This window comes from Steroidobacter sp. (assembly GCF_036402275.1).
In the GTDB taxonomy this organism is placed as follows: domain Bacteria; phylum Pseudomonadota; class Gammaproteobacteria; order Steroidobacterales; family Steroidobacteraceae; genus Steroidobacter.
In genome coordinates this window covers 126,651-153,183 of the sequence record NZ_DASWTF010000055.1, presented here as the reverse complement: position 1 = coordinate 153,183, position 26,533 = coordinate 126,651, and the positions used below count along the sequence as shown (strand labels likewise).

At 61.5% G+C, this 26,533-nt stretch carries 19 protein-coding genes and 1 pseudogene; 4 read left to right on the top strand and 16 right to left on the bottom strand.

What is annotated here, in order from left to right:
• Positions 1 to 72: 72 nt before the first annotated feature.
• Positions 73 to 957 carry an AraC family transcriptional regulator gene (locus VGD45_RS33775; protein WP_331159818.1) on the top strand — a complete coding sequence of 295 codons (885 nt, stop codon included), beginning with the start codon at positions 73 to 75 and terminating at the stop codon, positions 955 to 957.
• A 12-nt stretch (positions 958 to 969) separates the two neighbouring features.
• On the opposite strand, the gene VGD45_RS33770 is transcribed toward VGD45_RS33775, so the two are convergent.
• On the bottom strand, positions 970 to 2,466 hold the full coding sequence (locus VGD45_RS33770) for a glucan biosynthesis protein G (RefSeq protein WP_331159817.1): 1,497 nt from the start codon (positions 2,464 to 2,466) through the stop codon (positions 970 to 972).
• Positions 2,467 to 2,744: 278 nt separating this feature from the next.
• Between VGD45_RS33770 and VGD45_RS33765 the strand changes: the two genes are divergently transcribed.
• Positions 2,745 to 4,313: an ankyrin repeat domain-containing protein gene (locus tag VGD45_RS33765; RefSeq protein WP_331159816.1), complete on the top strand. Its 1,569-nt coding sequence runs from the start codon at positions 2,745 to 2,747 to the stop codon at positions 4,311 to 4,313.
• 123 nt (positions 4,314 to 4,436) lie between these two features.
• Entirely contained in the window at positions 4,437 to 5,618 is a 1,182-nt protein-coding gene (locus VGD45_RS33760; protein ID WP_331159815.1) for a M23 family metallopeptidase, read from the top strand.
• Between the two features lie 12 nt (positions 5,619 to 5,630).
• On the opposite strand, the gene VGD45_RS33755 is transcribed toward VGD45_RS33760, so the two are convergent.
• Genes VGD45_RS33755 through VGD45_RS33745 form a run of 3 tightly spaced genes read right to left on the bottom strand, consistent with a single transcriptional unit; the run spans position 5,631 to position 8,526 of the window.
• Positions 5,631 to 7,079, bottom strand: coding sequence for a LutB/LldF family L-lactate oxidation iron-sulfur protein (locus tag VGD45_RS33755; protein ID WP_331159814.1), 1,449 nt, complete (start codon positions 7,077 to 7,079; stop codon positions 5,631 to 5,633).
• Complete coding sequence (locus VGD45_RS33750; RefSeq protein ID WP_331159813.1) at positions 7,076 to 7,753, bottom strand: lactate utilization protein; 678 nt, start codon at positions 7,751 to 7,753, stop codon at positions 7,076 to 7,078. The genes VGD45_RS33755 and VGD45_RS33750 overlap by 4 nt, the downstream gene beginning before the upstream one ends.
• The gene (locus VGD45_RS33745; protein WP_331159812.1) at positions 7,750 to 8,526 is read right to left on the bottom strand and encodes a (Fe-S)-binding protein; all 777 of its coding nucleotides are present in this window, start codon (positions 8,524 to 8,526) and stop codon (positions 7,750 to 7,752) included. Before VGD45_RS33745 ends, VGD45_RS33750 begins: the two co-directional genes overlap by 4 nt.
• 94 nt (positions 8,527 to 8,620) lie before the next feature.
• Here VGD45_RS33745 and VGD45_RS33740 point away from each other — a divergent pair, with 94 nt between their 5' ends.
• Complete coding sequence (locus VGD45_RS33740; RefSeq protein WP_331159811.1) at positions 8,621 to 9,322, top strand: FadR/GntR family transcriptional regulator; 702 nt, start codon at positions 8,621 to 8,623, stop codon at positions 9,320 to 9,322.
• 113 nt (positions 9,323 to 9,435) lie between these two features.
• Here VGD45_RS33740 and VGD45_RS33735 read toward each other — a convergent pair whose 3' ends face one another.
• From VGD45_RS33735 to VGD45_RS33685, 12 genes and pseudogenes are all read right to left on the bottom strand, one after another.
• Positions 9,436 to 11,376 (bottom strand): glycoside hydrolase family 127 protein, encoded by a 1,941-nt coding sequence (locus VGD45_RS33735; RefSeq protein ID WP_331159810.1) that lies wholly within the window; start codon positions 11,374 to 11,376, stop codon positions 9,436 to 9,438.
• A gap of 18 nt (positions 11,377 to 11,394) precedes the next feature.
• Positions 11,395 to 12,735 carry a family 43 glycosylhydrolase gene (locus VGD45_RS33730; protein WP_331159809.1) on the bottom strand — a complete coding sequence of 447 codons (1,341 nt, stop codon included), beginning with the start codon at positions 12,733 to 12,735 and terminating at the stop codon, positions 11,395 to 11,397.
• Between the two features lie 74 nt (positions 12,736 to 12,809).
• Positions 12,810 to 15,797, bottom strand: a complete 2,988-nt coding sequence (locus VGD45_RS33725; RefSeq protein ID WP_331159808.1) for a TonB-dependent receptor plug domain-containing protein — start codon at positions 15,795 to 15,797, stop codon at positions 12,810 to 12,812.
• A gap of 94 nt (positions 15,798 to 15,891) precedes the next feature.
• A complete protein-coding gene (locus tag VGD45_RS33720; RefSeq protein ID WP_331159807.1) occupies positions 15,892 to 16,272 on the bottom strand; it encodes an FCD domain-containing protein in 381 nt (126 codons plus the stop codon).
• 87 nt (positions 16,273 to 16,359) lie between these two features.
• Positions 16,360 to 16,554, bottom strand: a pseudogene (locus VGD45_RS34485) (GntR family transcriptional regulator); the annotation flags it as partial.
• Positions 16,555 to 16,624: 70 nt separating this feature from the next.
• Positions 16,625 to 18,181 (bottom strand): alpha-N-arabinofuranosidase, encoded by a 1,557-nt coding sequence (locus VGD45_RS33715; protein WP_331159806.1) that lies wholly within the window; start codon positions 18,179 to 18,181, stop codon positions 16,625 to 16,627.
• Between the two features lie 44 nt (positions 18,182 to 18,225).
• Complete coding sequence (locus VGD45_RS33710; RefSeq protein ID WP_331159805.1) at positions 18,226 to 20,910, bottom strand: glycoside hydrolase family 3 C-terminal domain-containing protein; 2,685 nt, start codon at positions 20,908 to 20,910, stop codon at positions 18,226 to 18,228.
• Positions 20,911 to 20,924: 14 nt separating this feature from the next.
• Positions 20,925 to 21,941 (bottom strand): cupin-like domain-containing protein, encoded by a 1,017-nt coding sequence (locus VGD45_RS33705; protein ID WP_331159804.1) that lies wholly within the window; start codon positions 21,939 to 21,941, stop codon positions 20,925 to 20,927.
• Positions 21,942 to 21,964: 23 nt separating this feature from the next.
• Complete coding sequence (locus VGD45_RS33700) at positions 21,965 to 23,035, bottom strand: alpha/beta hydrolase (protein WP_331159803.1); 1,071 nt, start codon at positions 23,033 to 23,035, stop codon at positions 21,965 to 21,967.
• 2 nt (positions 23,036 to 23,037) lie between these two features.
• The gene (locus VGD45_RS33695; RefSeq protein WP_331159802.1) at positions 23,038 to 24,249 is read right to left on the bottom strand and encodes an alpha/beta hydrolase-fold protein; all 1,212 of its coding nucleotides are present in this window, start codon (positions 24,247 to 24,249) and stop codon (positions 23,038 to 23,040) included.
• A gap of 29 nt (positions 24,250 to 24,278) precedes the next feature.
• Positions 24,279 to 24,962, bottom strand: a complete 684-nt coding sequence (locus tag VGD45_RS33690; protein WP_331159801.1) for a SapC family protein — start codon at positions 24,960 to 24,962, stop codon at positions 24,279 to 24,281.
• A gap of 14 nt (positions 24,963 to 24,976) precedes the next feature.
• Positions 24,977 to 26,521, bottom strand: a complete 1,545-nt coding sequence (locus VGD45_RS33685) for a tryptophan halogenase family protein (RefSeq protein ID WP_331159800.1) — start codon at positions 26,519 to 26,521, stop codon at positions 24,977 to 24,979.
• Positions 26,522 to 26,533: the final 12 nt, after the last annotated feature.

Here is a 26,533-nt window from a genome sequence, read left to right as displayed (position 1 = left end):
ATCTTCCGGAGCGACGGTCCCTGCTGTCTTTAGCCGAGCCGATGGATATGTATCCCAAGCGATTGCTCACCGATGATTGCCCAAGCTGATTACGCGCTCGCGGCCCAGCTCTCGCCCTACGTGCGTGGCGGCATGGAGCATTGGCGAGGACCTTGGCTCATCGAGAACTCCATCGTGCTCGATTATCTGCTGGTGTACATCGGGTCGGGCACGGGACGCTTTTCGGTCGCCGACGAGGCTTTCGACGTGCGCGCCGGCGACCTGATCTGGATCCCGCCGAACACCTTTCATGAAATGCGTGGCCATCCGCCCAGGATGTTTGTTGCCTATCTGCATTTCGACCTTGTGTACGATCCAAAGCGCAGCCCGCGAGTGCCCCGCGGCGTGCACTACTCCTCGGGCCCGCATGAGTTGATGCATCCGCCGTGGTCGCGGCAGCCCATAGCGGACTGGCGAGGCATTTTGCCGGTCGTGAATGGCCCTGCCGTCTACGCCCTCATGAAAAAGACGATCATGGAACATCGCGGGGCGCACCAACCGCTGCGAGTGTCGGGTCTGATGTTGCAACTCCTGGGTGAGATCGCGATCGGCTTGTCCGGCGCAGTCGCGAGCGCGGGCGCGCATTGGCCAGTGATGCATCGCCTGGCTCAGAAGATCATGGCCAAACCGGAGATCGAGCTGAGCCTCGAATCGTTTGCTCGCACCGCTCGCATGAGCCAGTCGCATTTTCGACGGTTGTTCCGTGAGACGCACGGAGAGAGTCCGCACGCCATGCAGAACCGAGCCCGGATGCAGAAGGCCTGCGAGTTGGTGCTGCATTCGGGCCGAAGCGTCAGCGAGATCGCCCTGAGCCTCGGCTTCAGCACGGTTCACAATTTTTCGCGCGCGTTCCGGCGCGAGATGGGCCTTTCACCCCGCGAGTATCAACGGCGGATGCTCGGGCCACTGCCGCGATGAAAGCGCGAGTGCTCAACGCGCCGGTATTACGTTGCTCCAGGTCTCCGTCAGCACGTCCTCGCCGCGCTGGAGAAAACCGCGCAGCTCGGTGGGCTGCGATGGATCGAGCTGTTTGACACGCACGGTCATCCGCCAGGCTCCAGTGGCTTCGAGCCGGTAAACATTGCTCTCAGCGATCTCGCCGTTCGCCGGCGCACTGACGACGGCCTTCATCGGCGCGCTCGCTTGTAGCGACGCAAGCGTCGGCCCGGTGAAGTCGACAACGAATTGATGTTCGTTTTCGGCGAGCTCGACGAACCCGCGGCCGACGCGTGTTTGCACGACCCAACCATCTGGCGGCCGCCGCTGGTTCACGCCCTGCCAATGCAAACGGTAGCTCACATCCAGCGGCTGCCCTGGCTCGGGCAGCTTCAGGGGCACCCAATACGCCACGATGTTGTCGTTGGTCTCATCGACTGTGTTCAGCTGCACGAGCTCCACACGTCCCGGGCCCCAGCTATTCAGCGGTTCCACCCAAGCACTCGGCCGCAGCTCGTAACGCGCTTCGCTGTCCTCATAGCTGTAGAAACTTCGATCCCGCTGCATCAAACCGAAGCCGCGCAGTTCCTGCATGCCAAATGAAGTGGTGAGCGTCGCTTTTGGATTGAGCAACGGCCGCCAGAGCCACTCCCCGCTCCCTGTCGCCACCATCAAGCCATCGGAGTCGTGGACTTCCGGCCGGAAGTCGGTCCTGTGCGGCTGGTTCTCGCCGAAGAAATACATGCTCGTGAGCGGCGCCACGCCTAGCGTTGCAACACCGCGGCGCAGGAAGATGCGCGCCCTCACCTCCACCGTCGTCGTTTCGCCGGGACGAATGTCGAACTGATAGGCCCCGTTGGAGCGTGGCGATTCTAGCAATGCGTAAACGGTCAGCGCCTGTGCGTCCGTCGACGGCCGTACGATCCAGAATTCACTGAAGCGTGGAAACTCCTCTCTCTGGCCACCTACTGTGTCGATGGCGAGACCACGGGCCGACAGGCCATAAAGCTGTCCTGCGCCGAGCGCGCGAAAGTAACTGGCGCCCAGAAAGACAATGAGCTCGTCTTTGTATGTCTTCGCGTTGAGTGGGTAATGCGCACGAAAGCCGGCGAAGCCGAGATCGCCCCATTTTTCGACGGACAACTTGTTATTGCCGAAGTGGAAGGCCGTGGGGTCATAGCGCAGGTGCCGCACCTCGCCCGCGGTTACTTCGTTGATGCGCACCGGCTCGTTCTGGAATTTTCCGAGATGAAAGAACATCAGCTCGAACGGCAGTCGTTCCGAACGCCAGAGCGCCTGCTCCGGGCGGAATCGGATATCGCGATATTCGTCGTAAGTTAGCGCCTGCAGCTCCGCGGGGGGCGTTCGCTGGATACTCTTATATGGAGCACCCGCGGCCGCCTCGGCCTGCCTCACCACGTCCTCGAACTCGAACGCGTATGCCGGCCCGATCGCCAGGGCAGCCAGCAACACGACAGAACCGATACGCATCTTTGGATTCCCCCTGCGGCTCTTGTAGGCGGGGCGCGTCAGTCAAGGTGCATTCAGGAACGCCGAGCGATATAGGAATGTTTCCGGCTATCTTGCCACTCCGATCGTCCTTCGCATATCCTCCAGGCTGGCTCTTGGGCGAGCCTCCTGTCCGCGGAAAAGAACTCAGTTCTGCCTGCTCGCTCTTCGGATTCTCGGAATCCGAAGAGGATCGCGACCACGACCGAACGATCTTCATGCCCACGTCGGCGGACACCGGGCGCTAATGGAGGTCGTTTATGCCCTCGTTCGATTCCGCTCGTCCTTATCGATCGCTGCCCCGTTCGCCCGACCTCGGGCGCCTGCGCGACGAAGCCAAATCCCTCAAAAAACTCTGTGCGTCTGGCGACCCGACCGCCGTCGGGTTCGTCGATTTCCATCTAGGTAGAACCACGGGCGCCGTGAAGCTGGCCGATGCGCAGTTCGCCCTGGCGCGCTCGTATGGCTTCAAGAGTTGGGCTCGCCTCAAGGCTTTTGTCGAAGCCCAATCCCGCTCGCCCGCGGAGCGCGGCGCGCTTCTGTTGCAATCGCTGTTCACAGATAACCACGCGCTACTTCAAGAACTGTACGACCGTCGGGAGGGCCTGCCCGCCTCCGACTTCTTTATCGCAGCAGCACTCGGGAATGTAACCGTCGTGGAGACGATGCTTGCCGCGGATCCCGCCTGGGCGTCGAGAGTCGGCGGGCCCATGCAAACTCAGGCGATTACATACGCAGCCTACGCGCGGTTCGGAATGGTAGATGACACCTACCCACCCCGGCAGCAGCGGATTGTCACACTCTTACTCTCTCATGGCGCCGATCCGAACTCGTTCGTGCACGAGGAATCCCGGGGCAAAGGCGACGGGCGCCTGTCAGCACTCTATGGCTGTTGTCGTCAGCCGGGGAATCCAACGATCGCGAAGCTCTTGTTGGATGCAGGAGCCAGCACCGATGACGGAGAGTCTCTGTATCACGCGTCCGAGCTGAGTGACACGCGCTGTCTGGAACTGCTGTTCGCGGCGGGCGTGCCGGAACGGGACCGGGACTTTTGCATCTGCCGGGCCCTGGATTTCGAGAATCCCGACGCGATTGCAGTGTATTTGAGGAATGGCGCGAACCCGAATCATCTCGATTGGGCGCTGTTCAGAAATCGGAGTCTGCGAATCATCGAACTGCTCGTCGAGCATGGCGCGGATCTGAACCAGCCTTGCGGGGACTACTGGTTGCTCGAACGCCTTCGAGGACTCACACCCGTGCAGATGGCGGAACGCGCTGGAGCTGTCGAAGCGGTCTCTTATCTGCTGGAGAGAGGCGCCACCGACAGTCGCACGCCGACGGATCGATTGATTGGTGCGTGTGCGCGTGCGGATGAGGACGCCGCACGCCTAATTCTACGAGAGCACCCGAATATCGTTGGAACGCTCACCAAACGCGACCTCGGCAACATCGCCACATTCGCGCGTGACAGTCGTCTGAAGTCGGTGCAGCTCATGCTCGAGATAGGATTCGATATCGAAGCACGCGCCGACGATCTCGACGCCACTGCACTTCATTATGCCGCAACCAACGGCGATGTTCCGATGGTGAAACTCCTTCTCGGCCACCGCGCCAGGCTCGACGTGAAGCACAAATACGGAGGCACGCCGCTCGATACAGCCATCTACTGCGCGGCGAATCACCGTAACGACGACGGGCGTTACGCGGAGGCGGTTGAGCTGTTGGTCGAAGCGAGTCACGAGCCCCTGGACGACTATCTCAAGTTCGCCATCGAGAGCGATCTCGACGATATCGCCGACGTGCTCAAGGCACACGGCGCGTCGCTCTAGTCGCCCGCGGCAGTCGCCTTCGCTCCGTCGCGTCCGGACAACGGCCGGACGCATCTTCGGGAAATCGGTGAACGACGATTCGATAATCGCGCTCACACCTTCCACGCGCAAGGAGAGGGCCTCGTGAGAAGCAGCCCCGTCATCATTCCGCTCATCGTCATTTTGTTAGCACCGCTCGATCTGGCGGCGGCAGCCTTACCGCAGCGGCCAGCTCTCGTGCAGTCGATAGACATTCAGATCCCGTCAGCGCCGACGCCGGTGACGATCGCGGGCACGCGGCATCTTGCTTATGAGCTGCACGTTACAAACTTCCGTCCTGTCGATGTGGTGCTGAAACGCCTCGAAATAATCGACGCCGATCGCGGCAGCCGAGTCGCGGAGTTCAGCGATTCTCAGCTCGCAGCTCGACTCGACCGCGTTGGCGCGCGAGTGGCAGACGCCGAACGCCAGACAGTCGTTGCCGGCGGGCGAACGATCGTCTATCTGTGGTTGCCGTTAGAAAACAGCGGCGCGATTCCCGCCAGGCTTCAGCACAGAATCGAGCTCGATCTCATGCGACCGTCGGGCCGCGTGAGTACGATGCTCATCGATAGCGGCTGCATTGTGCGCAGTGAACAACCAGTCGTTCTCGATGCACCCTTGCGCGGTGGGCCGTGGGTTGCGCTATACGACCCGATGTTGGTGGGCGGCCATCGAACGTCCGTCTACACGCTCGGCGGCCGTGCACGCATTCCTGCGCGCTTCGCCATCGATTGGGTGAAGCTGGCGGACGACGCGACACACGCGCGCGGCGATTCTAGGAACATCGAGAATTGGCACGGCTACGGCTCCGAAGTGCTTGCCGTCGCGGACGCCACCGTCGCCGCGGCCGTCGACGACATGCTGGAAGGCGCGACGCTGTCGGAGGCCACAGGTCCGCTGGCTCTCGAAAACGCCAGCGGCAATTACGTGACACTCGATCTGGGCGGCGGCCGCTACGCGTTCTATGAGCATCTCAAACATGGCAGCATCACCGTCAAGCCAGGAGATCGCGTGAAACGCGGCCAAGTGATCGGCCGGCTCGGCAACTCCGGCAGCAGTTCGTCAGGACCGCACCTGCACTTCCATGTCGGCGATGCGAGCGCGGAACTCGCGGCGGAAGGCGTGCCTTTTGTTCTCCGTAATTTCGAAGTCGTGGGCGCTTACGACACAATCGACGCGTTCGAGACTGGCGAACGCTGGAAGCCATCTTCGGTCGAAACAATACGCAGGATGGAGCTGCCAGGTGCCAACGCCGTCGTCGTGTTTCCGGGCGCGAGGCAATGATCGCGACGCATATTAGCCTCGGAGCCCGGCTCGTTTCGACCATTGTTCGCGCAACGAGCGGCGCGCCGGGCGCAAAGGGCTGCGAGATTGCGTCCAACCCGCTTGCCGGGGCGGCGCGAGCCAGCGGAAACGCGACGCTGCCCAAGCGAATGTGCGATACAAACGTGTGTTCGAATAGATCGCGCGCCACGCCTTCCACGCGAGAACTTCGGACCAGCTGCGCGCAGCCCCCTGGCCCTTGAGCGCCTGCTGCTGTCGAGGTGCTGGCGTGACATGACGGCCCGCTTCGCGAAGGCGCATCAACAGGTTGGGAATTGGAATGCCGACCGGACACACATCTCCGCATGCTCCGCAGAGGCTCGACGCGGTGGGCAAATCTCGCGTCGAAGCGAGATTCATGAGATGAGGCGAGATGATCGCGCCGATGGGGCCGGGATAAGTGGTGCCATACGACAGGCCGCCGACGCGGGCGTACACCGGGCAGTGGTTCATGCAGGCCCCACAGCGAATGCATTGGAGCGTGGCGCGAAAGTTTGCTTCGCGGTAGGCTTGCGTGCGACCGTTGTCCAGCAGGATGAGGTGCACCTCCTTCGGTCCGTCCTTCTCTCCCGCGCGCCGCGGGCCGCTGATGATGTTGAGGTAGGTCGTAACCGCCTGCCCAGTCGCCGAGCGCGTCAGCAATGTGAATAACGGCGGCACATGTTCCAGACGCTCGATCACCTTCTCGATGCCGGTGATCGCGATGTGCACTTCAGGCACCGACGTGGCCAGGCGACCGTTGCCTTCGTTTTCCACGAGCACGAGCGAGCCGGTCTGCGCCACCATGAAATTGACGCCCGAGACGCCGATCTTTGCGTTCCGGAACTCGTCACGCAGCGCGCGGCGACCGATGGCGATCAACTCGTTCACGTCGTCGGTGTACGGTTCATGCGGTAGATGCTCGGAGAAGATGCGCGACACATCGGCCTTGGTCTTGTGGATGGCCGGCATGATGATGTGACTGGGGCGGTCGCCGTCGAGCTGCAGGATGTATTCACCCATGTCGGTCTCGACGCAGGCGATATCGGCTAAAGCCATCTGGTGATTCAGCTCGATTTCCTCGCTGACCATCGATTTTCCTTTGACCATCCGGCGGGCGCCGTGGCGCCGGGCAATGTCGAGAAAGATTCGATTGGCCTGTGCGGCATCCTCCGCCCAATGGACCATCACGCCGTTGGCTGCAAGCCGCGTTTCCAACTGCTCCAGCAGCTCCGGCAATCGTGCGAGCGCATGCTGACGAATGCCCTCGCCTAACCTGCGCAATCGCTCGAACGCTTCGCGGTCCGGAAACTGGGCCGCACGCCTGTCGGTCAGATAATCCATCGCGCTTCGAAAACTGCCGCGGAGGGCCTGATCAGCCAGCGCCTCATGCGCGTTCGCTTTGAACGCGCGCGGGTCCGCCGAGTTGTGTGGCTGGCTCATACCCGCTCCTCGTTCCTGACGAGCACGATGACCAGTTGCTTCGGTCCGTGCGCGCCGTAGACCAACAGGCGCTGAATGTCCGCCGTTTTGGATGGTCCCGTCACCAGTAGCGCGTTGGTGGGCAAACCATCGGACCAGCGCTGGGCGAGCATGGCCGCATACAACGTATCGTGCAGCTGATTGGCCTGCAGCACTGCTATATGCAGCGGCGGCACCAACGACAGGGTTCGCGGCTCGTTGCTGCTCGGCCAGAGAATCAAGCTGCCTGTTTCGACGATGCCGCCGCGAGTCGTGGTAATGCCGGCATCGATGTCCTCGAACAATGTGCTTTTGAATGTGTCGAGCGGCTCGTCGTACCAGCAAAGGCGATCGCCGGGCACGACCGTCGCCAACGTCGCGCTCAGCTCGGTATTCCTCCCGGCTAGCAACCGCTTCACTCCTTTGGCATCGAGAATGGAGTGCACTGTGGCGGGCCAGGCAGCAACAGTGGTCTCCACGACCTGCGCATGCCAGGCACGGGCACGCGTCATGAATCGCTCGATGCGAGCGACCGCCGGCTCGATGAACTCTTGCGCGTAGTACTCATGCAGGTCAGGCGCGGCGACCTGCTTCGCCGGCATCGCGGAACGCAGCCGCTCGAAGATCGCTCGTCGTGCGATGTTTGCGTCACTCATCGCGCGTCCTCACGATCTGGCAGGCTGGCCCGCAACAGACTCGCCAGATGCTTGCCACGCAACGGCGCCCCGCGCTTTTCCAACGTGTTGTTTAGATTCAGCAGGCAGCCGCAGTCCGCACTGACGAACAGATCGCAGCCGCTGGCGCTGAGCGCGGCGACCTTATCGGCCGCCATGGCGGCGGAGATTTCCGGATGCTTGACGGAGAAGGTGCCGCCAAAACCGCAGCACTCGGATTCGTGATCCTGCACGAGCAATTCCACACCGGGCATGGCCCCGAGAATGTTTCGGCCGCTCGATAGCGCGCCACTTTCCCGCCGTGCGCTGCAGGACGTGTGCAAACACACCTTCAACGCCTGCGCTCGCAATCTGCTGAAGTCGACGCGATCGGCAATGAAGTCGGTGAACTCGACCACGCGCTCGGCAACTCCATTGACACGCCTGCGCAGTTCGGCGTCCTCGCTGCACAGGTGCGGCCAATGATGTCGCATCATTCCCATGCAGGAGCCCGAGGGCACGACGATGGGAAGGGCGTCAGGAAACAAATCCAGCTGCGCCCGCATCACAGCGCGTGCATCCTCGGGAAATCCGCTGGTATACGCGGGCTGGCCACAGCAGGTCTGGCCCGCCGGGAATATCACCTCGAAACCGAGGTGTTCCAGGACGGCGATGGCGTCCATTCCCGCGTCGGGAGAGAACAGATCGATCACGCAGGTGGCGAAAAAATAGAGTCGGGGGCGCGCCGCCGGCGCGGCCTCGGGAGCTGGCTTCATGGCAATCTTGGCTGGCATCTGGAGCGGCAATTGTGAGCTTCACCGCGGATGCGGTTATATTGGTCGGACCAATTCGCGCAACTGCCCACGTACGATGAAAACGCAGGTTCAGAAGGTCATCCGTCATCTGGAGCGAGCCGTGGTCAGCGGCAAATTCACTCCGGATCGCCGTTTGCCCTCGGAACGGTCGTTGGCGACCAAGCTCGCGGTGTCACGTTCGACCGTCCGGGACGCGATGACCACACTGGTCTCGCGAGGCATGCTCACGCGACGCCGCGGCGATGGCACCTACGTCGTCGATCAATCCGAGCAGCACATGGCGCAGATCTGGACGGACATGTCCCAGCAACACCCGGCCTTGCAAGCGGATCTGGTGGAGTTCCGGGCCATGGTGGAGAGCCGCGCGGCGGAGCTTGCCGCCAAACGTCACGATCCTCAGGATCGCAAGCGCCTCACCGAAGCTCTCGCCGCGGTCGATGCCGCCTACTCCGGCAATCAACGCAAAGAACAGATTCGCAGCGATGTGGAGTTTCATCGCGCCATCGCCGACGCCACTCACAATCCCTTGTTTTCGTACTTGATGGCGTCGCTGCTCAAACTGTTGCACGAGCATGTCCAGTTGAGCCTCGCCGGATTGGAGCCCGAATCGGCCACCGCTCAGCAGCTTCGGCAGCAGCACCGCGCCCTCGCAACCGCCATCCTTGCTCGCGACGTGGACCGCGCACGAGCGATCGCGAGCGGTCACATGGAATTCGTCGCCACGCAGCTCAACGCGCTGGCCAGCACGTCAAAATGACCTGCGCTCGCCTGTCTTGACCTACAGGTTCTCCAGCGGGCCTGACATCGTGCAGACCGTTGGCATGACGCCCCTCCGCGGAGGGGCGTCTTCTCTGGAGCGCGTTTCTTATTTCATGCCGCAGGCGGTTTGATTTGCCAGTACGTCGCGTACCGCTCGTGCGCGATTCGATGATAGGGAATCAGTCGCACCGGTTTCTGCTCCGCCGAGACGATCAAGAATTCATTGGGCCGGTCGCCACGGCGGATCGCCTGGGCGATGGTCCTCGGATCGCCGCGCAACTGCGGTGGTGTGAAGGGTGCATCGTTGTATTTCCCGATCTGCCGTTCATTGACGATGATGTCCGAGCCGGGCGTCAGTCCTTCACGCCCCAGCGCCCCCGCAAGGACGAGAGGCCCATAGGTGAAGGCGACGATGTCCGGGGCCGCCGGCGCCCAGTCTGTCGCAACTTCCATGGTGAGCTGCAATTCGATCACGTCGCCGCTGCGCCACGTGCGCGATACGTCGACATAGCTGCAGGGATTGCTCGAGCGCATCGCTTCTTTGCCATTGACGAGCACGACGGCAGCCTTGCTCCACTGAGGATGGCGCAGCTTGAGTGTGAATTCAGACGGACGTTCGAGCTGCAGCTTCAACGTAGTCCCCGAAGATTCGGGAAAGCTCGTGGTCTGTGTCAGCACCGCGCTCTGCTCCTTCCATCGGACGGTGGATGGAATGAACAGGTTCACATAGAGAGCCTGGCCGGCCTTGAAATAGATCGAATCACGATACTTCACGTGATTCTCCATGCCGGTGCCGGTACAGCACCAGAACGAATTCTCCGGCGTATGGTAAAGCTTCATATAGCCCGGCCGCGCGCCCTGAAAGTAGGTCGCCATCCCGCTATCGGGATCCTGCGAGGCCAGGATGCCGTTATAGAGCGTGCGCTCGTAGTAATCGGCATACTCCGCTCGCGGATCGTGCACGAACAGCGCTCGCGTCAGCTTCAGCATATTGTGCTGGCAACACGTCTCGGAAGCCTTCGGTGAAAAGACGTGGTTTGCGAACTCCGCCATGGGAAAGAAGTGTTCGTTGTCGCCATGACCGCCGGTCGCGAACGAGCGCGTCAGAGCGACTGTCTTCCAGAAGAATTCCGCGGCTTCGCGATACTTGTCATCGCCGGTGACCTCGTAGACGCGTTGAAAGCCGACGATCTTCGGCACTTGCGTGTTGGCATGCAGGCCGTCGAGGTGATCCCGGCCTTTCGCGAGCGGCTCGAGGATGGCTTTGTGAGAAAAACGCTCCGCCATCTGCCGGTAGTCGGAATTGCCGGTCATCTCATATAGATCTGCGAACACCTCGTTCATTCCGCCATGCTCGGTGTTCAGCATTGTTTCGAACTGCGCATCGGAGAGCGGCTGGGCGGCCTTGACCGTCCAATCTGCAAGGCGCAGCAGTACGGCGCGCGAGGTCTCGCTGTCTGCCAGTGACGTCGCATCGCGAAGCCCGGCGAAAACTTTGTGTAGCGTGTACCAGGGAACTCCAGTGATCTTCTCGCCACGCAAGTGCGCCTCGACCATTGCCGGTCCCTTCGGGAATGCGCAGACCAGCCCGCTACCCGCGGCACGCTGGCAAGCAGCAAGCTCGCTTGCTATGTACTCGATGCGTTGTTTGAAGCGCTTGTCGTTCGTTGAGCGATACGCGAGCGCGCACGCGGAGAGATAGTGACCCAGAGTATGGCCGTGGCAATTGATGTCCTCCCACGTGGGCTCGGACTCCCATCCGCCATATACCGATGCCTTGGGCTTCAATCCCGCATTCACGCGGAAGTTGTGCAGCATCCTGTCTGGCTCGAGCTTGAGCAAATAAGCCACTGTCATGCGTTGCGCATGCAGGAAAGGCCCTTCGGCCAGATCCACATCGGTCAGATCGAAGGCTTGCAGCCGTGCCCCGCTCTCCGCACCTGGCGAGAGTCCGAGGACGGACCTCGGCGCTACCACGCCGAGACTTGCGACCAGACCCACATTGGTGACAAAGCGGCGGCGAGACGAGCTGGCGAGGTCGATTCGTTTCATAAAGTTGTACCTGGGCTCTCAGCGGAAACTCACCCAATCCACCTCGATGAGCTCGGCTCCGCCCTGGGTCACGAAAAGATCGTGGACGCCAGCCGGGACGCTGCTCGTCACGCCACTCGCAATATTCCATTCGGCGCCCCGGCCGAGTTGCAGGCGCCCGATCACCGGCCCGTCGTGTTTGTCCAGACGGATCTCTAGCGCGCCTCCACCGGGCGCCTTGGCACGCACTGCAATCGATTTTTGGCCGCCGCGTTCGAAGTCGACTTCGTTGAATCGTACCCACGATTTCTCGGCGCTGAACGTGGTTTTCCAACCTGCGTGCGGGTTCGCCTCGTCCAGGAACGAAACCGCCACCCCTGCTCCGCTGGTCGCACTGTAGCGGTCGATCTGAATCTCGCTCTTGGCGTCCACGAGCCCGACGCCACGTAGCGTCGGGGTAACTTTGCGGATCGTTCCGTCACTATTAAAGAACAACTTATCGGCTCTGATCGCGCGGTTCTTGTCGAACGCGGGCGAGAGATCCTTGTCGTGATAGAACAGATACCACTGCCCTCGGTAATCGAGAATGGAATGGTGGACAGTCCAGCAACCGCTCTCCGCTTCGTCGAGAATGACGCCCGCGTGTTTGAACGGCCCCAGGGGAGACGTGCTCGTTGCATATTCGAGCCGCTCGGTTTTGTTGGCTACGTGCGGATAAGTGAGATAGTAGAGACCGTTGCGTTCGAACACGAAGGGCCCTTCCTGCAGTCCCTTCTTCGGCAGATAGTCGAACACGATGGGCTCACCCTCGATCTCCAGCATGTTGGGCTTCAGTTTGGCCACGAAGATCTTGTCCAGGGAGTAGTACAGATACGCGCTGCCATCCTTGCCGATGAGCACGGCCGGGTCGATTCCTTTCACGCCTTCGATGTAAGTGGCCTCGGGTTTGAAAGGTCCGTAAGGCTTGTCCGCGATCGCCACGCCGATCCGAAATCCCCCCGTCTTGGCGATTGCCGGAAAATAGAAGTAATACTTGCCGTCTTTGAAGACACTGTCCGGCGCCCACATGGCGTAAGCGGCGGGGTCGGCCCACTCCACATCCGTCTGCTTCAGGATCACGCCGTGATCTTTCCAGTCCGTCAGATTCTCCGATGAAAAGACGTGGTAGTCCTCCATGACGAACCAGTTCGGCTTGCCCTTGTATCCCGGCGGCGCCTTGATGTCATGCGACGGGTATACGTAGACCTTGCCCTCGAACACGCGCGCCGTCGGATCGGCAGTGAACTGATCCACGATCAGCGGATTGGTCGCGAACGCTGCCGTGGCCTGCAGCAGTCCTGCCACAGTGGCGGGCAGCCAGTGACGTAGCGAGAGTTTCATGGTGCACTCACGTTCCAGATTTACGAGCTCTTAGAAAAGGCGACCCGAGCTAACGGGTCGCCTTCGCGATGGCATCAAAGATTGAAGCGCACGCCGAGTCGATACACACGGCCGAGAGCGTCGTAGAGCGCCGGGTTGCTGAAAATCGTCACCCGCGCCGGATCCTCATCGAGCACGTTGTCGACTTTGAAGTAGGCAGTCGCGCCCGGCATCACCTCGTACGAGCCGCCGACATCGAGGTAGAAAGCCCCGTCGACGTGATTGTTATTGATGGTCGGTCGATTCACGGTCGAGATCGGGCAGGTGCCTGGCTGACATTCGATGTACTGGTTGCCCAACACACCGTCGCTGATCCAGCGCTCCTGGATCTGGAACGAGAACTTGTCGGTGTCGTAGCTCTGGATGGCCAGGACTTTCCAATCGGCCTTGGTGTCGATATTCACCCCCGCGGTGTCGATCGGAACCGTGCCGGGCAGGCCGTTGTCGCTAATGTACTCGCGGATGTGTGTAGCCAGGCCGCGCACAGTGAAGGTGCCCGGCAGGCCAAACAACTGCGGCCATCGATAGCTGGCTTCGATGTCGACGCCAGAGGTCTCGATCGACGCGAAATTGAAGGACTGGACGTTGACGAAGCCCGGTCCATTCGAATTGTCCAGGTTGAACGAGCCACAGGTCTGCGGCAGGACGCCCTGGACACAGTAGTTGACGATGTCATTGGCACTGAGGCTGGAGATGACGTCATCGATCTTGATCTTGTAATAATCGACCGACACGCTGAAGTTCGGCAGCCAGGCCGGTTCGGATAGCACGACACCGAACGAAGTGTTGCGAGCGATTTCCGGCGTAAGGGCGGGGTTGCCGACCTGGTTCTGGATCACGATCACGTTGACGTTATTGACCGGATCGAAGAAGTTCGGCAGCGTGGTCGTGACTGGCGCTGCGAACAGTTCCGACAGATTGGGCGCACGCGCATCGCGCGAGGTGGTTGCGCGCAGGCGCAGTCCATCCAGCGGAGTATCCCAAGTGCCGCCGACTTTCCACACGTCGATGGTTCCAGAGGTGCTGTAATCGGTCACGCGTGAGGCGGCATTGAGATTCGCTCGACCCGCGCCCTCCGTATCGAACAGCGGAAGATCGAACTCCACATAGGCTTCCTTGACGCTGTAGTCACCCTCGCCGTTTTTGTAGTTGCCCGCATACCAGTTGTTGCCGTTATTCGAAAGCACCGGATCGGCCGGATAGTCATCGTTGTATGGCGTACCCTCGATACCCGCTTGAGGGTTGATGCCGTTGCCGTAGGCATCGGCGCGAACGCGGTACTCTTCCTTTCGATACTCGACGCCGAATGCGAGCGCCAGCGGCCCTGCCCAGAGATCGACCGGCTCGCCGGAGACGTTGAAGCTGGCCACATCCTGGTTCTGTCGCGTCCGCTGCATCGGGCCCCGCGAGGGCATGATGTAGTTGAACGCCGCGTCCGAGGGCCGCGTGCCGCCAAAAATGTTGATGGGGACACATCCGTTCGCCCGCGCCACCGGGTCGGCGCAAACGATATTGCCGTCCAACGTGGTCGCGTTGATCGCCTGATTGAAGCGTGGATTCAACATGATGCTCTTGACATCGACGTCCGAGAAGTTGACGCCATGCTCGTAGTAACCGTTGTAGTTCCACTCCTTGCCCATCACGGACAATCCACCGAGCGCGCCCAGCACGAAACGATACTGACGGCGGTCGGTGTACACCTGCGTGCTCGGCAGGATTGCGTTGCTGGTTCCGTACCGGAAACTGGTGATGGCGTCGTTGGTGGCGGGATTGCCATCGGGATTGGCGCACAACGCTTGAATGGAAGCGGGCAAGAAAGGATTGCTGCACTGGATCGTGAGATTCGGCCGGTTCATGCCGTTGATCGGCTGGTTGTGGGTCTGCACCTGGGCCAGGTTGACCGTCACGTAGACTTCGTCGTCATCAGCGAAGTCGAATCCCAGCCGGCCGTAGCCGTTGATGCGCTCCAGCTCGGACTGCAACGTGCGGCCGGAGTCGACATTGCCGGAGAGATCGCCGCCGACGCAGAAGCCTGGAAGACAGCCACTGACGGTGCCGGCCGCGTCACCAACGGGTACACCGTTGGAGCCGTACTCGAACTGGAACGGGTTGCCGGCTTCGTCGAAGGCCCATCCCTGCAGCGGCCCGGCGGTGATCAGGCCGTACTTGGTGTAGTTGTAGGGCTGGGCGTAATCGATGACGACATATTGCGGCGAGCCGTCATTCAAGACGTTGCGATTGACGAGTGTTCGTTGCGTGAACCAGTCACGGCCGCCCGCAAGACCGACGCCGTACGGACCGGGGCCCACGCCCGCTTCATCGTGATACTCGATGCTGCCCACAGCATGCAGGCGCCCATCGAGGAAGCTGCTGCCGGCTGCGAGCTGAGCGACGACGGTTTCATTGTCGTCGTAGTTGGTGATGCCGCCTTGGACATTCCCTTTGACGCCTTCGAAGCGCGTGTTCGTGACGAAGTTCACCACACCACCCACGGCGTCCGAACCGTAAGACGACGATGCGCCGCCGTTGACCACGTCGACGCGCTCGATCAGCAGCTGAGGAAACAAACTCACGTCGGGCACGCCCGTCACGTTCGCGCCGACGACACGCTGGCCGTCGAGTAGCGTCAGCGTGCGGATCGGCCCCAAGCCGCGCAACGAGAACGAGCTCAGGCCCTGTTGCCCGCTGGAGGTGCTGAACGTGTTGGTCTGCGTGCCGGTGGACCCCTGCAGCGAGGGCAGCTGCGCGACCGTGGTGAAAATGTTGGGCTGCGCATTGGCAGTGAGCTGCTCGGCGCTGATGACCGAAGTCGGCGTCGGCGCATTGTACCCACTCGACATGATGCGAGTGCCAGTCACGAGGACTTCTTCGAGGCCGGATTCACCCTCCTGCTCCTCCGAAGGCGGTACCTGTGCATGGACCGAAAGTGGCATCAGCAGCCCACAAGCCGCCAACGTTCGAAAGCCCCCCGACCTGCTCTTCATCACGGAATAGAGGCCGTCCTTGCGAAATATGTTTGACATGGTCTGTTCTCGTAGTTTCTAGCGTCTCAGTGACTGACTCCGCGCCATCGCGGTCTATATCGCTTCAATTCAATTCAATTCAATTCAATTCGATTCACCACTCGAGATCGATCGCTTCGCTCATCGCCTCGCGGGCGGCGACCGCATCTGCCGCAGAGATCGCCGCAAAGAGATCTGAATACTTCGCGACGATCGCCCGAGTCTGCGTCGGCCGCGGTAAACGCTGGCCGGTCGGTTCAAGCAGGGCCTGGTCGATGATCCGACCCACGGCCGAAAAAAAATGGTTGCCGGAGGACTCGAACATCAGCCCGCGAAACTCTCGTTGCGACATCCTGGCTGGCATGGCAGGAAGCCGATACAAATCGACCAATGCCGTGCGCATCGCTTCCCGTTGCTGCTCCGAACGTCGCTCGGCGGCCAGCGCGGCAGCGCTCGGCTCGATCGCTTTACGCAACTCGAAGATGGCGGCCGTCACACGTCGTCCAGGTTGAACTCCGAGTAACCAGCCGACCACATCCGGATCCAACCAATGCCATAGCTCGCTCGATGTGACCTTCGTGCCGGACCTGCGACGACTCTCGACCAACCCTTTCGCCACCAGCACTCGCATCGCTTCTCGATACGCCGTTCGCGACACGCCCAAACGCGAGCAGGCATCGATCTCCCCTTCCAGGAGTTGGCCGGGCTTCACGTCGCCTGAAAGTATGGTCAGAGCAACGTCACGCGCGATGCTGCCGCTCAGTAATGCGGCCTGCATTCCAGCTCGTCCATCGCTACTCGTCCTGACGCTCATGAGTCCTCTAGCGCTCGCAGGCGCTGCGACCGTCCTAGTCTTCCAAAGCAAACACGGCCACCGAATGCGGAGGCAGCTTCAAGGCGATCTTGCCGCCGCTCGACTTCGCCTCGATCGGCTTCGGCACGACCGTGGCGGGAGCTTGAAACGTATTTACGCTGTCGATTTTCGGCGCTGAAAGAACTCTTCCCGCGGCCCGCTTCGCGCGTGTCGTCAATTCGAACTGCGTCGGAGCCGAAGGATCGATGTTGGTCACGGCCAGCCAGGTCTTGCCATCCTTACCTTTGGCAGCAATGGCATCGACTTTCGGCAATTTGATGTCGCCGTTCACGTAACTGCCGGCGTCGAACGTCACGGGTAGAAACGTGGCGTCCTGAAACGGCACATACATATGAAACACGTGATACGTCGGGGTCAGCACGAGCTTGTCCTGCTCGGTCAGAATCATCGCCTGTAGCACGTTGACCATTTGCGCAATATTGGCGATGCGCACACGTTCGGCCTGCCGGGCGAACATGTTGATATTGAGCGCGGCGATGACTGCATCCCGAACGCTGTTCTGCTGTTCGAGGAAACCCTCCTTGCTGCCGGGCGTCGGCGCGAGCCAGGCGCCCCACTCATCCACCACCAGGGCGATCTTTTTCTCCGGATCGTACTTATCCATGATGGCGCCGTGAGTACGCAGCAGCTCGTTCATTCGCAACGTATAGTTGACGAGGGTTGCGTACTCCTGGACGCCGAAGCCGGTCGCAGCGAACTTCGGCGGCCAACCGGCCCCGACCGTGTAGTAGTGCAGCGAGAGCCCGTTGATGTCCCAGCTCCAGTTGCGCTCCTTCCAGGCTTTCATCACCGCTTCGGTGTAGCCGGTGTCTGCACTATCCGGACCGACGGCGATCTTCAGCGTCGGATGTTTCGCGTTGTAATTGCGTGTGTAGCGGGCGTAGATGCGCAGCTGGCTCACATATTGTTCCGGCGTCATCGAGCCGCCGCATCCCCAGCTCTCGTTGCCGATGCCCATGAACGAAATCCCGTACGGCTCGGGATGACCGTTGGCGGCGCGCTGTTTCGCCAGCGTCGTCGGCTGTTCGGTCGTCATGTATTCGAACCAGTCCGCAGCCTCCTGCGGCGTGCCCGAGCCGACGTTGACCGAGATGTACGCTTCGGCGCCGATCTGCTGCACGAAGTCCATGAACTCGTGCGTGCCGAAGGTGTTCGGCTCGATGACGCCGCCCCAGTTGGGATTCAGTGTTGCCGGACGTTCCGCTCGAGGGCCGATGCCGTTGCGCCAGTGATATTCATCCGCGAAGCAACCGCCAGGCCAACGCACGTTGGGCACGCGAATCTCTTTCAGAGCTGCAACCACGTCGTTACGGATGCCTCGTGTGTTCGGGATCGGTGAGTCGGGACCGACCCAGACGCCCTCGTAGACACCGCGCCCCAGGTGCTCGGCGAACTGGCCGAACACGTGCCGATCGATCTTGGCGCCGGGCTTGTCGGCCTCGACTTTCAGCGCGACGGTCTGGCTGTGCGCCACGCCGGCGCACGCCGTCACACAGATCAAGAGCGCTCGAAGTGAAAACATCGATCTCATTGCAGCTTCCTATCGTCCTTTGTTAGTTGCGAAGGCGCGAAGATTCAGGGCGCCAGCTGAACGACCCGCGTCGTGGTGAACGTGCCCGATTGCACGGGCACATCGGATCCCGGCTGCCCCGACCCGACGCTCACACGGTGCTCGCCTGCGAAGATCTGGCGCAGGCCGTCGCGAGTCACGAAACTCAGATCTCGGGGCGTGAGCTCGAACGTAACGGTCCGCTGCTCGCCCGGTCGCAGCGCCAGACGCTGGAAGCCGCGCAGTGCAAGCCGCGGCGCGCCTTCGAACGGCGGTGGATCGAGATAGAGCTGAGCGACTTCTTCCCCTGCCCGGTTGCTCGTGTTTCGAATCGTGGCGGTGACACGCAGCCCGCGTTCGACAGCACCATTCACCGGCTGTATATCGACCGCGCCGTACTCGAAGGTGGAGTAACTCAAGCCGTGTCCGAAGGGATAGACCGGCGTGCCTTCGAAATAACGGTAAGTGCGCCCTTTCATCGAATAGTCCTCGAAGGGCGGCAGATCGGCGACACTGCGGTAGAACGTGAGCGGCAGTCGCCCAGCGGGATTGGTCTTACCGGCAATCACGTTGCCGATGGCAAGCCCGCCGGCCTGGCCTGCGTACCAGGCTTCGATGATTCCCGACGCGTGCTCCTTCGCCCAGGAAACATCCAGCGTGCTGCCGTTCATGAGCACGACGATCAGCGGCTTGCCGATCGCCTTCGCCTGTTCGAGCAGCCGACGCTGATCGGCCGGCAGATCGATGGAGGTCTTGTCGCCGCCGGAGAAGCCTTCCAGCTCGACCTTCATCTCCTCGCCTTCGAGATTGGAATTCAGGCCCACGGCAGCGACGATCACATCCGCCTGCGCGGCGGCGGCGCGCAAGTCCGCTTCCGGTTGGGTCGAGATACGTTTCCACAAGACTTCCACGCCCGCCAGCAACAACGCTTCGGTCGTGACGCGGATCGGATAGCGGCGGCCCTTCTCCAACTGGAGCGTCGTCATCTCGGAACGCGTGCCCCACGGTTGATGGCGATGCTGGGCGAGCACCTTGCCGTCCAGCATCAGCTCCGCATTGGGCCCGCTGAGACCGATCCGATACGTGCCGCTCTCGGGCGGCACCACAAAGCCCGTCCACACGACGCGGTAGTAGTCCGAGAGTTGCGCGTGTTCGTTGCCGCGCATGGCGATCCCCGGCTCGACCCGAGTCACGCTCGGTTTGCTTTTGAACTTCACTTTGCCGGCACGCTCGGCATATTCCGCGTGTGTCGCGTAGCGCTTGGGCAAACGTTCGTCGGCATCGTAGTACTCGGCTAGCAAGCCGGGCTCCCCGCGTGGCGAGCGCAGCGCAGACGTTGGTATCGGGTCGCCGTCGGTGATCGAAGGCGACCAGGGCACGTGCGTCACGGTTGCTTTAGGCAAAGCGCGTCGCAGACCATCGACCAGCGATATCGGCGGACTCGAGAGCGCCGAAGAATAGTTACCTCGCAACACTCGCGTGGCGTCCGCATGCGGCCCGATGACCGCAATCCGCTCGCTGCCTTTCAATGGCAATACGCCGTCGTTCTTGAGCAGTACGAGACTCTTCTCCGCGCTTTCCAATGCGAGAGCATCCCGCTGCGGCGTCGTGACTGGCGCGGGCGGCGTGTCGATTGCAGGCCGCCCCGCAAGTCCTGGCAGATCGCCGTTGAGATAACGAGCGGAGAACAATCGAATCAATGCCTGATCGATATCTTCCATGCTGATCAAGCCGCGCTCGTACGCCTGGGTATAACGGCTGCCCAGACCGCCGAGATCGAACAACGTGGCGTTGGTGCACTCATTGTCGACACCGGCCTTGAGCGCAGCTGCGACCGCGGCTACCGGATCCGGTGCGAATTTGTGTTGGTCGCTGATGTCCTTCACGGCATCGCAGTCCGAAACCACGTAGCCGTTGAACTTCCACGCTTCACGCAACCGCGTTTGTAACAATAGATCGCTGACACACGCCGGCTCGCCGTTGACACGATTGTAGGCGCACATGATCGATCCTGCCTTGCCGTCGACGATGGCCGCACGAAACGCGGGCAGATAGGTATCTTCGAGATCATGAGGCGATACGAAAACGTTGGCTTCGTGACGCGTCGACTCGGGGCCGCTGTGAACGGCGAAGTGCTTGGGAGATGCGATCACATCGGGCCGATCGGGATCCGGACCTTGCATCCCGCGTACGTACGCCACACCTAAACGTGCAGTGAGGAATGGATCTTCACCGTATGTTTCCTGCCCCCGCCCCCAGCGCGGATCGCGGAAGATGTTGATGTTGGGCGACCAGGTGTTCAGCCCCGTGCCGATGCGCCCGAGCCGCCCCGTCTTGCGTCCCAATGCATGTAGGGCGCGCACCTCCACGCTGATTGCGCCGGCGACTTCCTGCAGCAGCGCTTCGTCGAACGTTGCGGCGAGCCCGATCGGTTCGGGAAAGTTCGTGGTCGGCACCGGACCGAGCGCGCCGTGCAACGATTCGGTCCACCAGTTGTATGCAGGGATGCCCAAGCGGGGAATGGCCGGCGCGGTGTTGAGCAACTGCTCCACCTTTTCATCCAGCGTCAGCTGAGCGACGAGCGCTGTGGCCTTCTGGTCAGCTCGGGTCCGCAGCGAATCGCCATCGGCATCGGCGCGCGGCGACATGCCGCTTGCAGCGATGCCCAGGCACAGCGTCAGTAAACAACTCGGAATATTGCGCAAAGACATGCCGTTCCCTTTACTCACAAACCACGCAACATCTGCATGACGAGCGCGCTGATCTTCTGATAGTTGTCCGGCTGCAGCGGTCCCAGCACGCCGTGCTGACTCGCCGGCAGATGCGCCAGTGGATGGCCATGGGTTCGAAACACGAAGTGATCGAAGAACGCCTTCCATGCCTGTCGTTCGGCCGCCGGACGCTCGGCGATGGTGATCAAACTCAGCAGCAGCGCGGCGGCGGGTACATCCGGCCCCGCGCTGAAAGGATCCCACCAGTAATTGACCAAGGCGTTGAACGAACTGGTCGCTTCCACCTGGTGCCACCACAGCTTCGGCACGTAGATCGCATCGCCGGCGCGCAGCTCTGCCACGAGCGCTTGATCGCGGACCTCGCGAAAACGCGGAAACCTGTCGTCATCGGGGGGTGCGGACGCGGCGAGACTCACCGGCTGCCCTGCCATCGTGTGATCGATGGGACCGATGTACAGCCGGTCGATAGTTTCTGGCGCGTACAACGTGAAGCGTCGGGTGCCCGCGACCACGCACGCGACGTTGTCCATCGTGTCGTAGTGAGCTGAAACATATGACGCATGGCCGAGCCAGATGCGCGGCTCGATGCCGGACTTCAGGATCGACAGTGCATTCTCGGTCGAAAAGCCCGGCAAGTAGCGATCGGCAGGCAGCGAGCCCATGTACATCGAGTGCTGACCGACCTCCCCCGCCGTCGACACGATCTTCTCGATCGCGCCGCTGAAGCTCATGCGTACGCGTGAGAAGTTGAATCCGCGCAAATCGTCGTTGTAGTAATACTTGCCCGCGATGTGCGGCTCGCCGACGAACACCTCCGCCGGTGCTCCCTTATCGAAACGCGAGAGGTATTCTCTGAGATGCACAGGCGAGCGCTCGGCGGCGAGCACGATCGGCCACGATGCGACCAGTCCGCGGATCACAACGGGACGACATGGCTCCGCAACCTCACGGAGGAATGCGCCCGGATCGGTCAGATCCTGTGCCGCAATTTCTCTGGGGGACAGTGACATGGTTGCGTCGCCAGAGCTCCGGATCAACGGCACCCGGATTTGAAACAGAGATTCGTGCTGAAGAACGGCAGCACGTGATTCTGGAATCGGTCGCCCAGCCTGTTGGTGTGATCGCCGGCATACACTTCGAAGGTGTTCGCGATGCCGTAAGAGTCCAGCACCTCGTGAAGCTTCGCGGTGTCGGTCCGCAGGCCGTCCTGATCGCCAACGTCGAGCGCGATGCCGTGGTAGCGGCGAATGTTGCCGATGTACTGATGAACGAACGCGAGTGGCGCGTTCGCGGCCCACCTCGCCAGCACGTCGTCCCGAGCTTCGCCGGCCTGGGCGGGAAGATCCAGAAACAGTGGAGGATTCTTCGGATTCGGTGACCACGCTGCCGCCGCCGCCAGCTGCGCTCGCGCGAAGAATGGCAACTTGGCCGAATCGGCCGGACCTTTGACCGCTCCCAGCAACTTGTCGAACTCTGCGCCGTCGCCGCGGACCGACCGCGGCGACAGACAACAAGGGCTCATGATGTACAGGCTGCCGAACACCTCGGCATGTTTCATTCCAATGCGTGTCGTCCCATAGCCGCCCATGGAATGTCCCGCCAAGCCGCGGCTGCGCCGTTCCGGAATGGTCCGGTAGTGCGCATCGATGTACGAGACCACATCACGGGCGATGAAACTCTCGAAGTCTCCGGTCGTGACCGAACCCGAATACATCGAACCGTTGTGCACGGTCTTCGAATCGGGCAGGACCACGATCATCTCGTTCGCGCCCTGGGCGAACGCGCCTTCGATGGTTTGCGGCGCATGGATCTCGCGCGACCACTGCTCGGCGCCAATGGAGTATCCGTGCAGCGCATACACCACGGGGTAGCGACGGCTCGTTTCTTTCTTATAACTGGGCGGCAGGAATACCAGCACGTCGCGTTCGACCGCGTTGCCCTCCAGATTGCCTTCCAGCGCGCTCGCATGAATCTTGATGGACTCGACGGCGACCGGTTTGGCGCCGGGAACCACGGGCGGCGCTTCCGTCTTCAGCTGAGCCCACGCCGCTGGTGCGGACAGAGCACCCAACAGCAATGTGAATATGCAAACAGCTTGGATCATGATCAGGTCTGACCCTTGCCCTGCTTGAAGAGCCTGGGCGCGAAATCTTTCAAGGCGCGGCGCCAGGTCTGCCATTCGTGATCGGTACCCTGCGATTCGACGTAGACGTGCTTGATGCCTGCCTGGTTCAGGCCCTCGTGCAGCCCCCGTATGCCGGTAAGGAATCTCTCCGCTTCCGCGCTTCCCACGCCCAGCCACAGCACGTGAACTTTCTTGGCGAATGCAGCCGCGTCGGCGAACACGCCGTTGTAATCCGTCTTCGGGTCGAACTTGCGATCGCGCGGAGCAAGCAGGCCGCCGGCGCCGCTGAAGCCGCCGATGTGAGAGAACAGATCGAGATGGTTCAACGTGATGTGGAACGTCTGCATGCCGCCCATGGACAGGCCCGCCATGGCGCGATGATCGCGATCGGCAATGGTGCGGAATGTTTTGTCGATGAACGGAATCAACGCCTGCGTGACATCGTCTTCGAACGTTTCAGCCATGCTCTGCATGGCTTTCAACATCTGCGGAGAGCCGAATGCGGCGCCCGTCATGTCCGGGGGCGACTCCCCTGCGCGCCGCGCGTAACCGTACGCCATCACGACGATCATCGGCTCGCTCTCACGTGCGGCGATCGAATTGTCCAGAATGAAATTGGCGCGGCCCTGGCGAATCCAGCCCGTCTCATCTTCGCCGCCGCCATGTTGCAGGTAGAGCACGGGATAACGCGTGTTCGTTTGCGAGTCGTAGCCGGGCGGCAGATACACCAGCGCGTGCCGCCAGCTGCCCGTGACCTTCGAGTGGTACCAAACCTCGCGCACCTGACCGTGCGGCACGTCCTGGATGGAGTAATAAGTCGAGCCTGGCTCTGGAATCTCTACCGCGCTCGCATGGCGAGTCCCGCCGAAATAGGCATGGCTGCCCGGATCGGAGACTTCGGCGCCGTCGATGACCACTGTGTAATAGTGGAATCCCGGAACGAGCGGCTCGGTGGTGACGGTCCAGAATCCGTCGGGCTGCTTCTGCATGTCCACCTTCGGACCGTTCCAGAAGTTCAACTTCACCTTGCTGGCCTCTGGCGCTTTCACCCGAACCTGCACCCGTCCCGCAGCGTCCACGCGCGGATACTGTGCGTCCCAAACATTGGTGCTCGCCGGGCGAAAGTCTCCGGCCGCCTGCGCCCAAGAAAGATTCGCCACCAGCGCGATCAGCAATCCCGTCATCCACTTCATACGTCCCCCGACGTCCTTCCTGAAATCGATCAGCGCGAATCGGCGAGCCTGCGGTTGCGCAGGTGGGCAAGAACCGGCAGTTGGTTGAGCGAGCCCGTCATGGCGTAGGCGAGCTGCAAATGGCCAGTGCGAAACAGACGCAGAACGTCGGCGTCCGGCAGATCGCGCAACGCGTCCCGACTCACGGTGTACAGGCCCTCCAACGTGAGTCGCTCGCCGTTGTCGAAACTGAGTGAAATGTCGATCGGCTCGATCAGCTTCAGGTCCATCAACTCACGCACCAGCGCGGCGGTCTGTGCGATGCCCTCGTGCAAGTGCCTCAAGGCCCGCTGGATACGGCGCAGCGCCGTGCTCGGCTGCTGTGCACTGTCGAACAGCGGCTCTCCTTCAGTCTCGCTGAAACGCGGATTGCTCCGATCGATGGCGATGCGATCCTCCGCGATGAAAAAGCCGTCCCGCTGCAGAGCGAGCGGCTCGAAACCGCCACGATCCTGCGTGCTCTTCAGCGCGCCCTCGCCTGGTTTCAGACCCAGCGCGGCGCCCGCATAGAACGCCCCCGTCGCAGGATCCTTCGAGAACAGGACGGGACACGCGACGGCCGCCGAGACGAACTCGCCAGGCACGATCTGGACGAAGTGCGGTTCCGCGCCCTGTCTCGGCAGCAGGCGCAGATGCGCGTGGTCCTGAGGATTGAGCAGCTCATGAGTTGCCATCGTTCGCAGCCCTCTTACACCGGCTGCAAGCCGTGCTGGACGATCTTGCGAATCAGATCGCGGTGGCGAGGTAGTCCCGCGCGCAGCTTTTCTGTCTGCGCAATGTTCTCGCGCATCGCACGTTCCGCATTGTTCGCGCTGCCCGCGACGATCTGCGGCTCCACCTCGGTGCGAAATCCCATGCCGTACAGCACGTACTGATAGCTCGCGGCCGGAAACACTTCCTCGATGCGATCGAACTCGTCGTGATACCACGGCGATTGATAACGCCACAGCAACATCAGGTGCTGCAAACGTTCCGGAATCGTTTCGGGCAACCGGTTGTCGCGCCAGAACGCACTGTCATCGCGCTGAGTAAGCGCGTAGTGGAGCTTGAGGAAATCGATGATCCTGCCCCAGCGATATTCCGTCGTGTTGTTGAAACGCGCGGCGATGACATCCATCACTTCGCGGCACACCGGCATCTGTTCGGCGACGAGCTTGGCGGACATCTCGATCAGCACGATGGCCGACGCTTCCAATGGCTCGAGAAAACCCGCCGACAAACCGATGGCGACGCAGTTGCGCTTCCAGAAGATCTGTCGATGGCCGGAGCGGATCGGGATCTTCCGAAACGGCAGGTCCTTGCCCGCTGGCCCTATATACGTACGCAGCTCGCGCTCCGCATCGTCGACCGAGATGTGACGACTGGAAAAGACATGACCGACGCCCCGCCGCGTCGGCAACCCGATGTCCCAAATCCAACCGGCCGATTGCGCGGTCGAGATGGTGTGTGACGCGATCGGACTCGTCTCGGTCTCGTAGGGAACCTGTACGGCGAGCGCCGTATCGCAGAACAGGACGTCGCTGCAATCCACGAACGGCACGCCCAGCGTCTCGCCGATGAGCAGCGCCTTGAAACCGGTGCAATCCACGAACAGGTCGCCTTCGATCTCGCCGGCCTGTTCGGTTTCGAGACTGCGAATGTCGCCGTTCTCTTTCAGATGAACTCGCCGCACATCCGCCAGCACGTGCCGCACGCCGAGCTTTTCGCAACAATGCTGCTGGAGAAATGGCGCGAACTTGCCTGCATCGAGATGGTAGGCGTAGTTGGCCACCGCCTCGAACTCGGCAGTGGCGATGGTCTTCGGTGCAAGGCCGTCGTCGCAGATCCGACCCTGCGGGCAAACAGTGTCACAAAAACTGCGGCCGTCGTCTCTCGCCAGCCAGTGTGGCACGAGGTTGATGTGCGAGAAGCTCTGCGGAAGCATCAGCGGATGATAGTAGCCATCGTCCTTCGCGCCCGTCGTCCACCGGGCGAACCACGCGCCCTGTTTGAACGCGGCATCACACTTGCGAAACATCTCGGTCTCGGACACACCGATGCGCGACAGCGTGGTGCGCAAAGTGGGCCATGTCCCCTCGCCCACGCCGATGATCGGCGTGTTGGGCGACTCCACCAACGTCACACTGAAGCTCGCCGGAATCCGGCTGCGATGCTTTGCGGCGATGACACCCGCGGCCAACCATCCCGCGGTGCCACCACCCACGATCACGATTCTTCTGACTGCTTGCACCATGGTCTACTAATC

Excerpts from the sequence above, each read along its gene's own strand:
- VGD45_RS33705 (WP_331159804.1), bottom strand. The coding sequence starts at position 21,941 with ATGTCACTGTCCCCCAGAGAAATTGCGGCACAGGATCTGACCGATCCG.
- VGD45_RS33685 (WP_331159800.1), bottom strand. The coding sequence starts at position 26,521 with ATGGTGCAAGCAGTCAGAAGAATCGTGATCGTGGGTGGTGGCACCGCG.
- VGD45_RS33710 (WP_331159805.1), bottom strand. The coding sequence starts at position 20,910 with ATGTCTTTGCGCAATATTCCGAGTTGTTTACTGACGCTGTGCCTGGGC.
- VGD45_RS33750 (WP_331159813.1), bottom strand. The coding sequence starts at position 7,753 with ATGAGTGACGCAAACATCGCACGACGAGCGATCTTCGAGCGGCTGCGT.
- VGD45_RS33690 (WP_331159801.1), bottom strand. The coding sequence starts at position 24,962 with ATGGCAACTCATGAGCTGCTCAATCCTCAGGACCACGCGCATCTGCGC.
- VGD45_RS33725 (WP_331159808.1), bottom strand. The coding sequence starts at position 15,797 with ATGTCAAACATATTTCGCAAGGACGGCCTCTATTCCGTGATGAAGAGC.
- VGD45_RS33715 (WP_331159806.1), bottom strand. The coding sequence starts at position 18,181 with ATGAGATCGATGTTTTCACTTCGAGCGCTCTTGATCTGTGTGACGGCG.
- VGD45_RS33730 (WP_331159809.1), bottom strand. The coding sequence starts at position 12,735 with ATGAAACTCTCGCTACGTCACTGGCTGCCCGCCACTGTGGCAGGACTG.
- VGD45_RS33770 (WP_331159817.1), bottom strand. The coding sequence starts at position 2,466 with ATGCGTATCGGTTCTGTCGTGTTGCTGGCTGCCCTGGCGATCGGGCCG.
- VGD45_RS33755 (WP_331159814.1), bottom strand. The coding sequence starts at position 7,079 with ATGAGCCAGCCACACAACTCGGCGGACCCGCGCGCGTTCAAAGCGAAC.
- VGD45_RS33740 (WP_331159811.1), top strand. The coding sequence starts at position 8,621 with ATGAAAACGCAGGTTCAGAAGGTCATCCGTCATCTGGAGCGAGCCGTG.
- VGD45_RS33700 (WP_331159803.1), bottom strand. The coding sequence starts at position 23,035 with ATGATCCAAGCTGTTTGCATATTCACATTGCTGTTGGGTGCTCTGTCC.
- VGD45_RS33695 (WP_331159802.1), bottom strand. The coding sequence starts at position 24,249 with ATGAAGTGGATGACGGGATTGCTGATCGCGCTGGTGGCGAATCTTTCT.
- VGD45_RS33735 (WP_331159810.1), bottom strand. The coding sequence starts at position 11,376 with ATGAAACGAATCGACCTCGCCAGCTCGTCTCGCCGCCGCTTTGTCACC.
- VGD45_RS33745 (WP_331159812.1), bottom strand. The coding sequence starts at position 8,526 with ATGAAGCCAGCTCCCGAGGCCGCGCCGGCGGCGCGCCCCCGACTCTAT.
- VGD45_RS33765 (WP_331159816.1), top strand. The coding sequence starts at position 2,745 with ATGCCCTCGTTCGATTCCGCTCGTCCTTATCGATCGCTGCCCCGTTCG.
- VGD45_RS33775 (WP_331159818.1), top strand. The coding sequence starts at position 73 with ATGATTGCCCAAGCTGATTACGCGCTCGCGGCCCAGCTCTCGCCCTAC.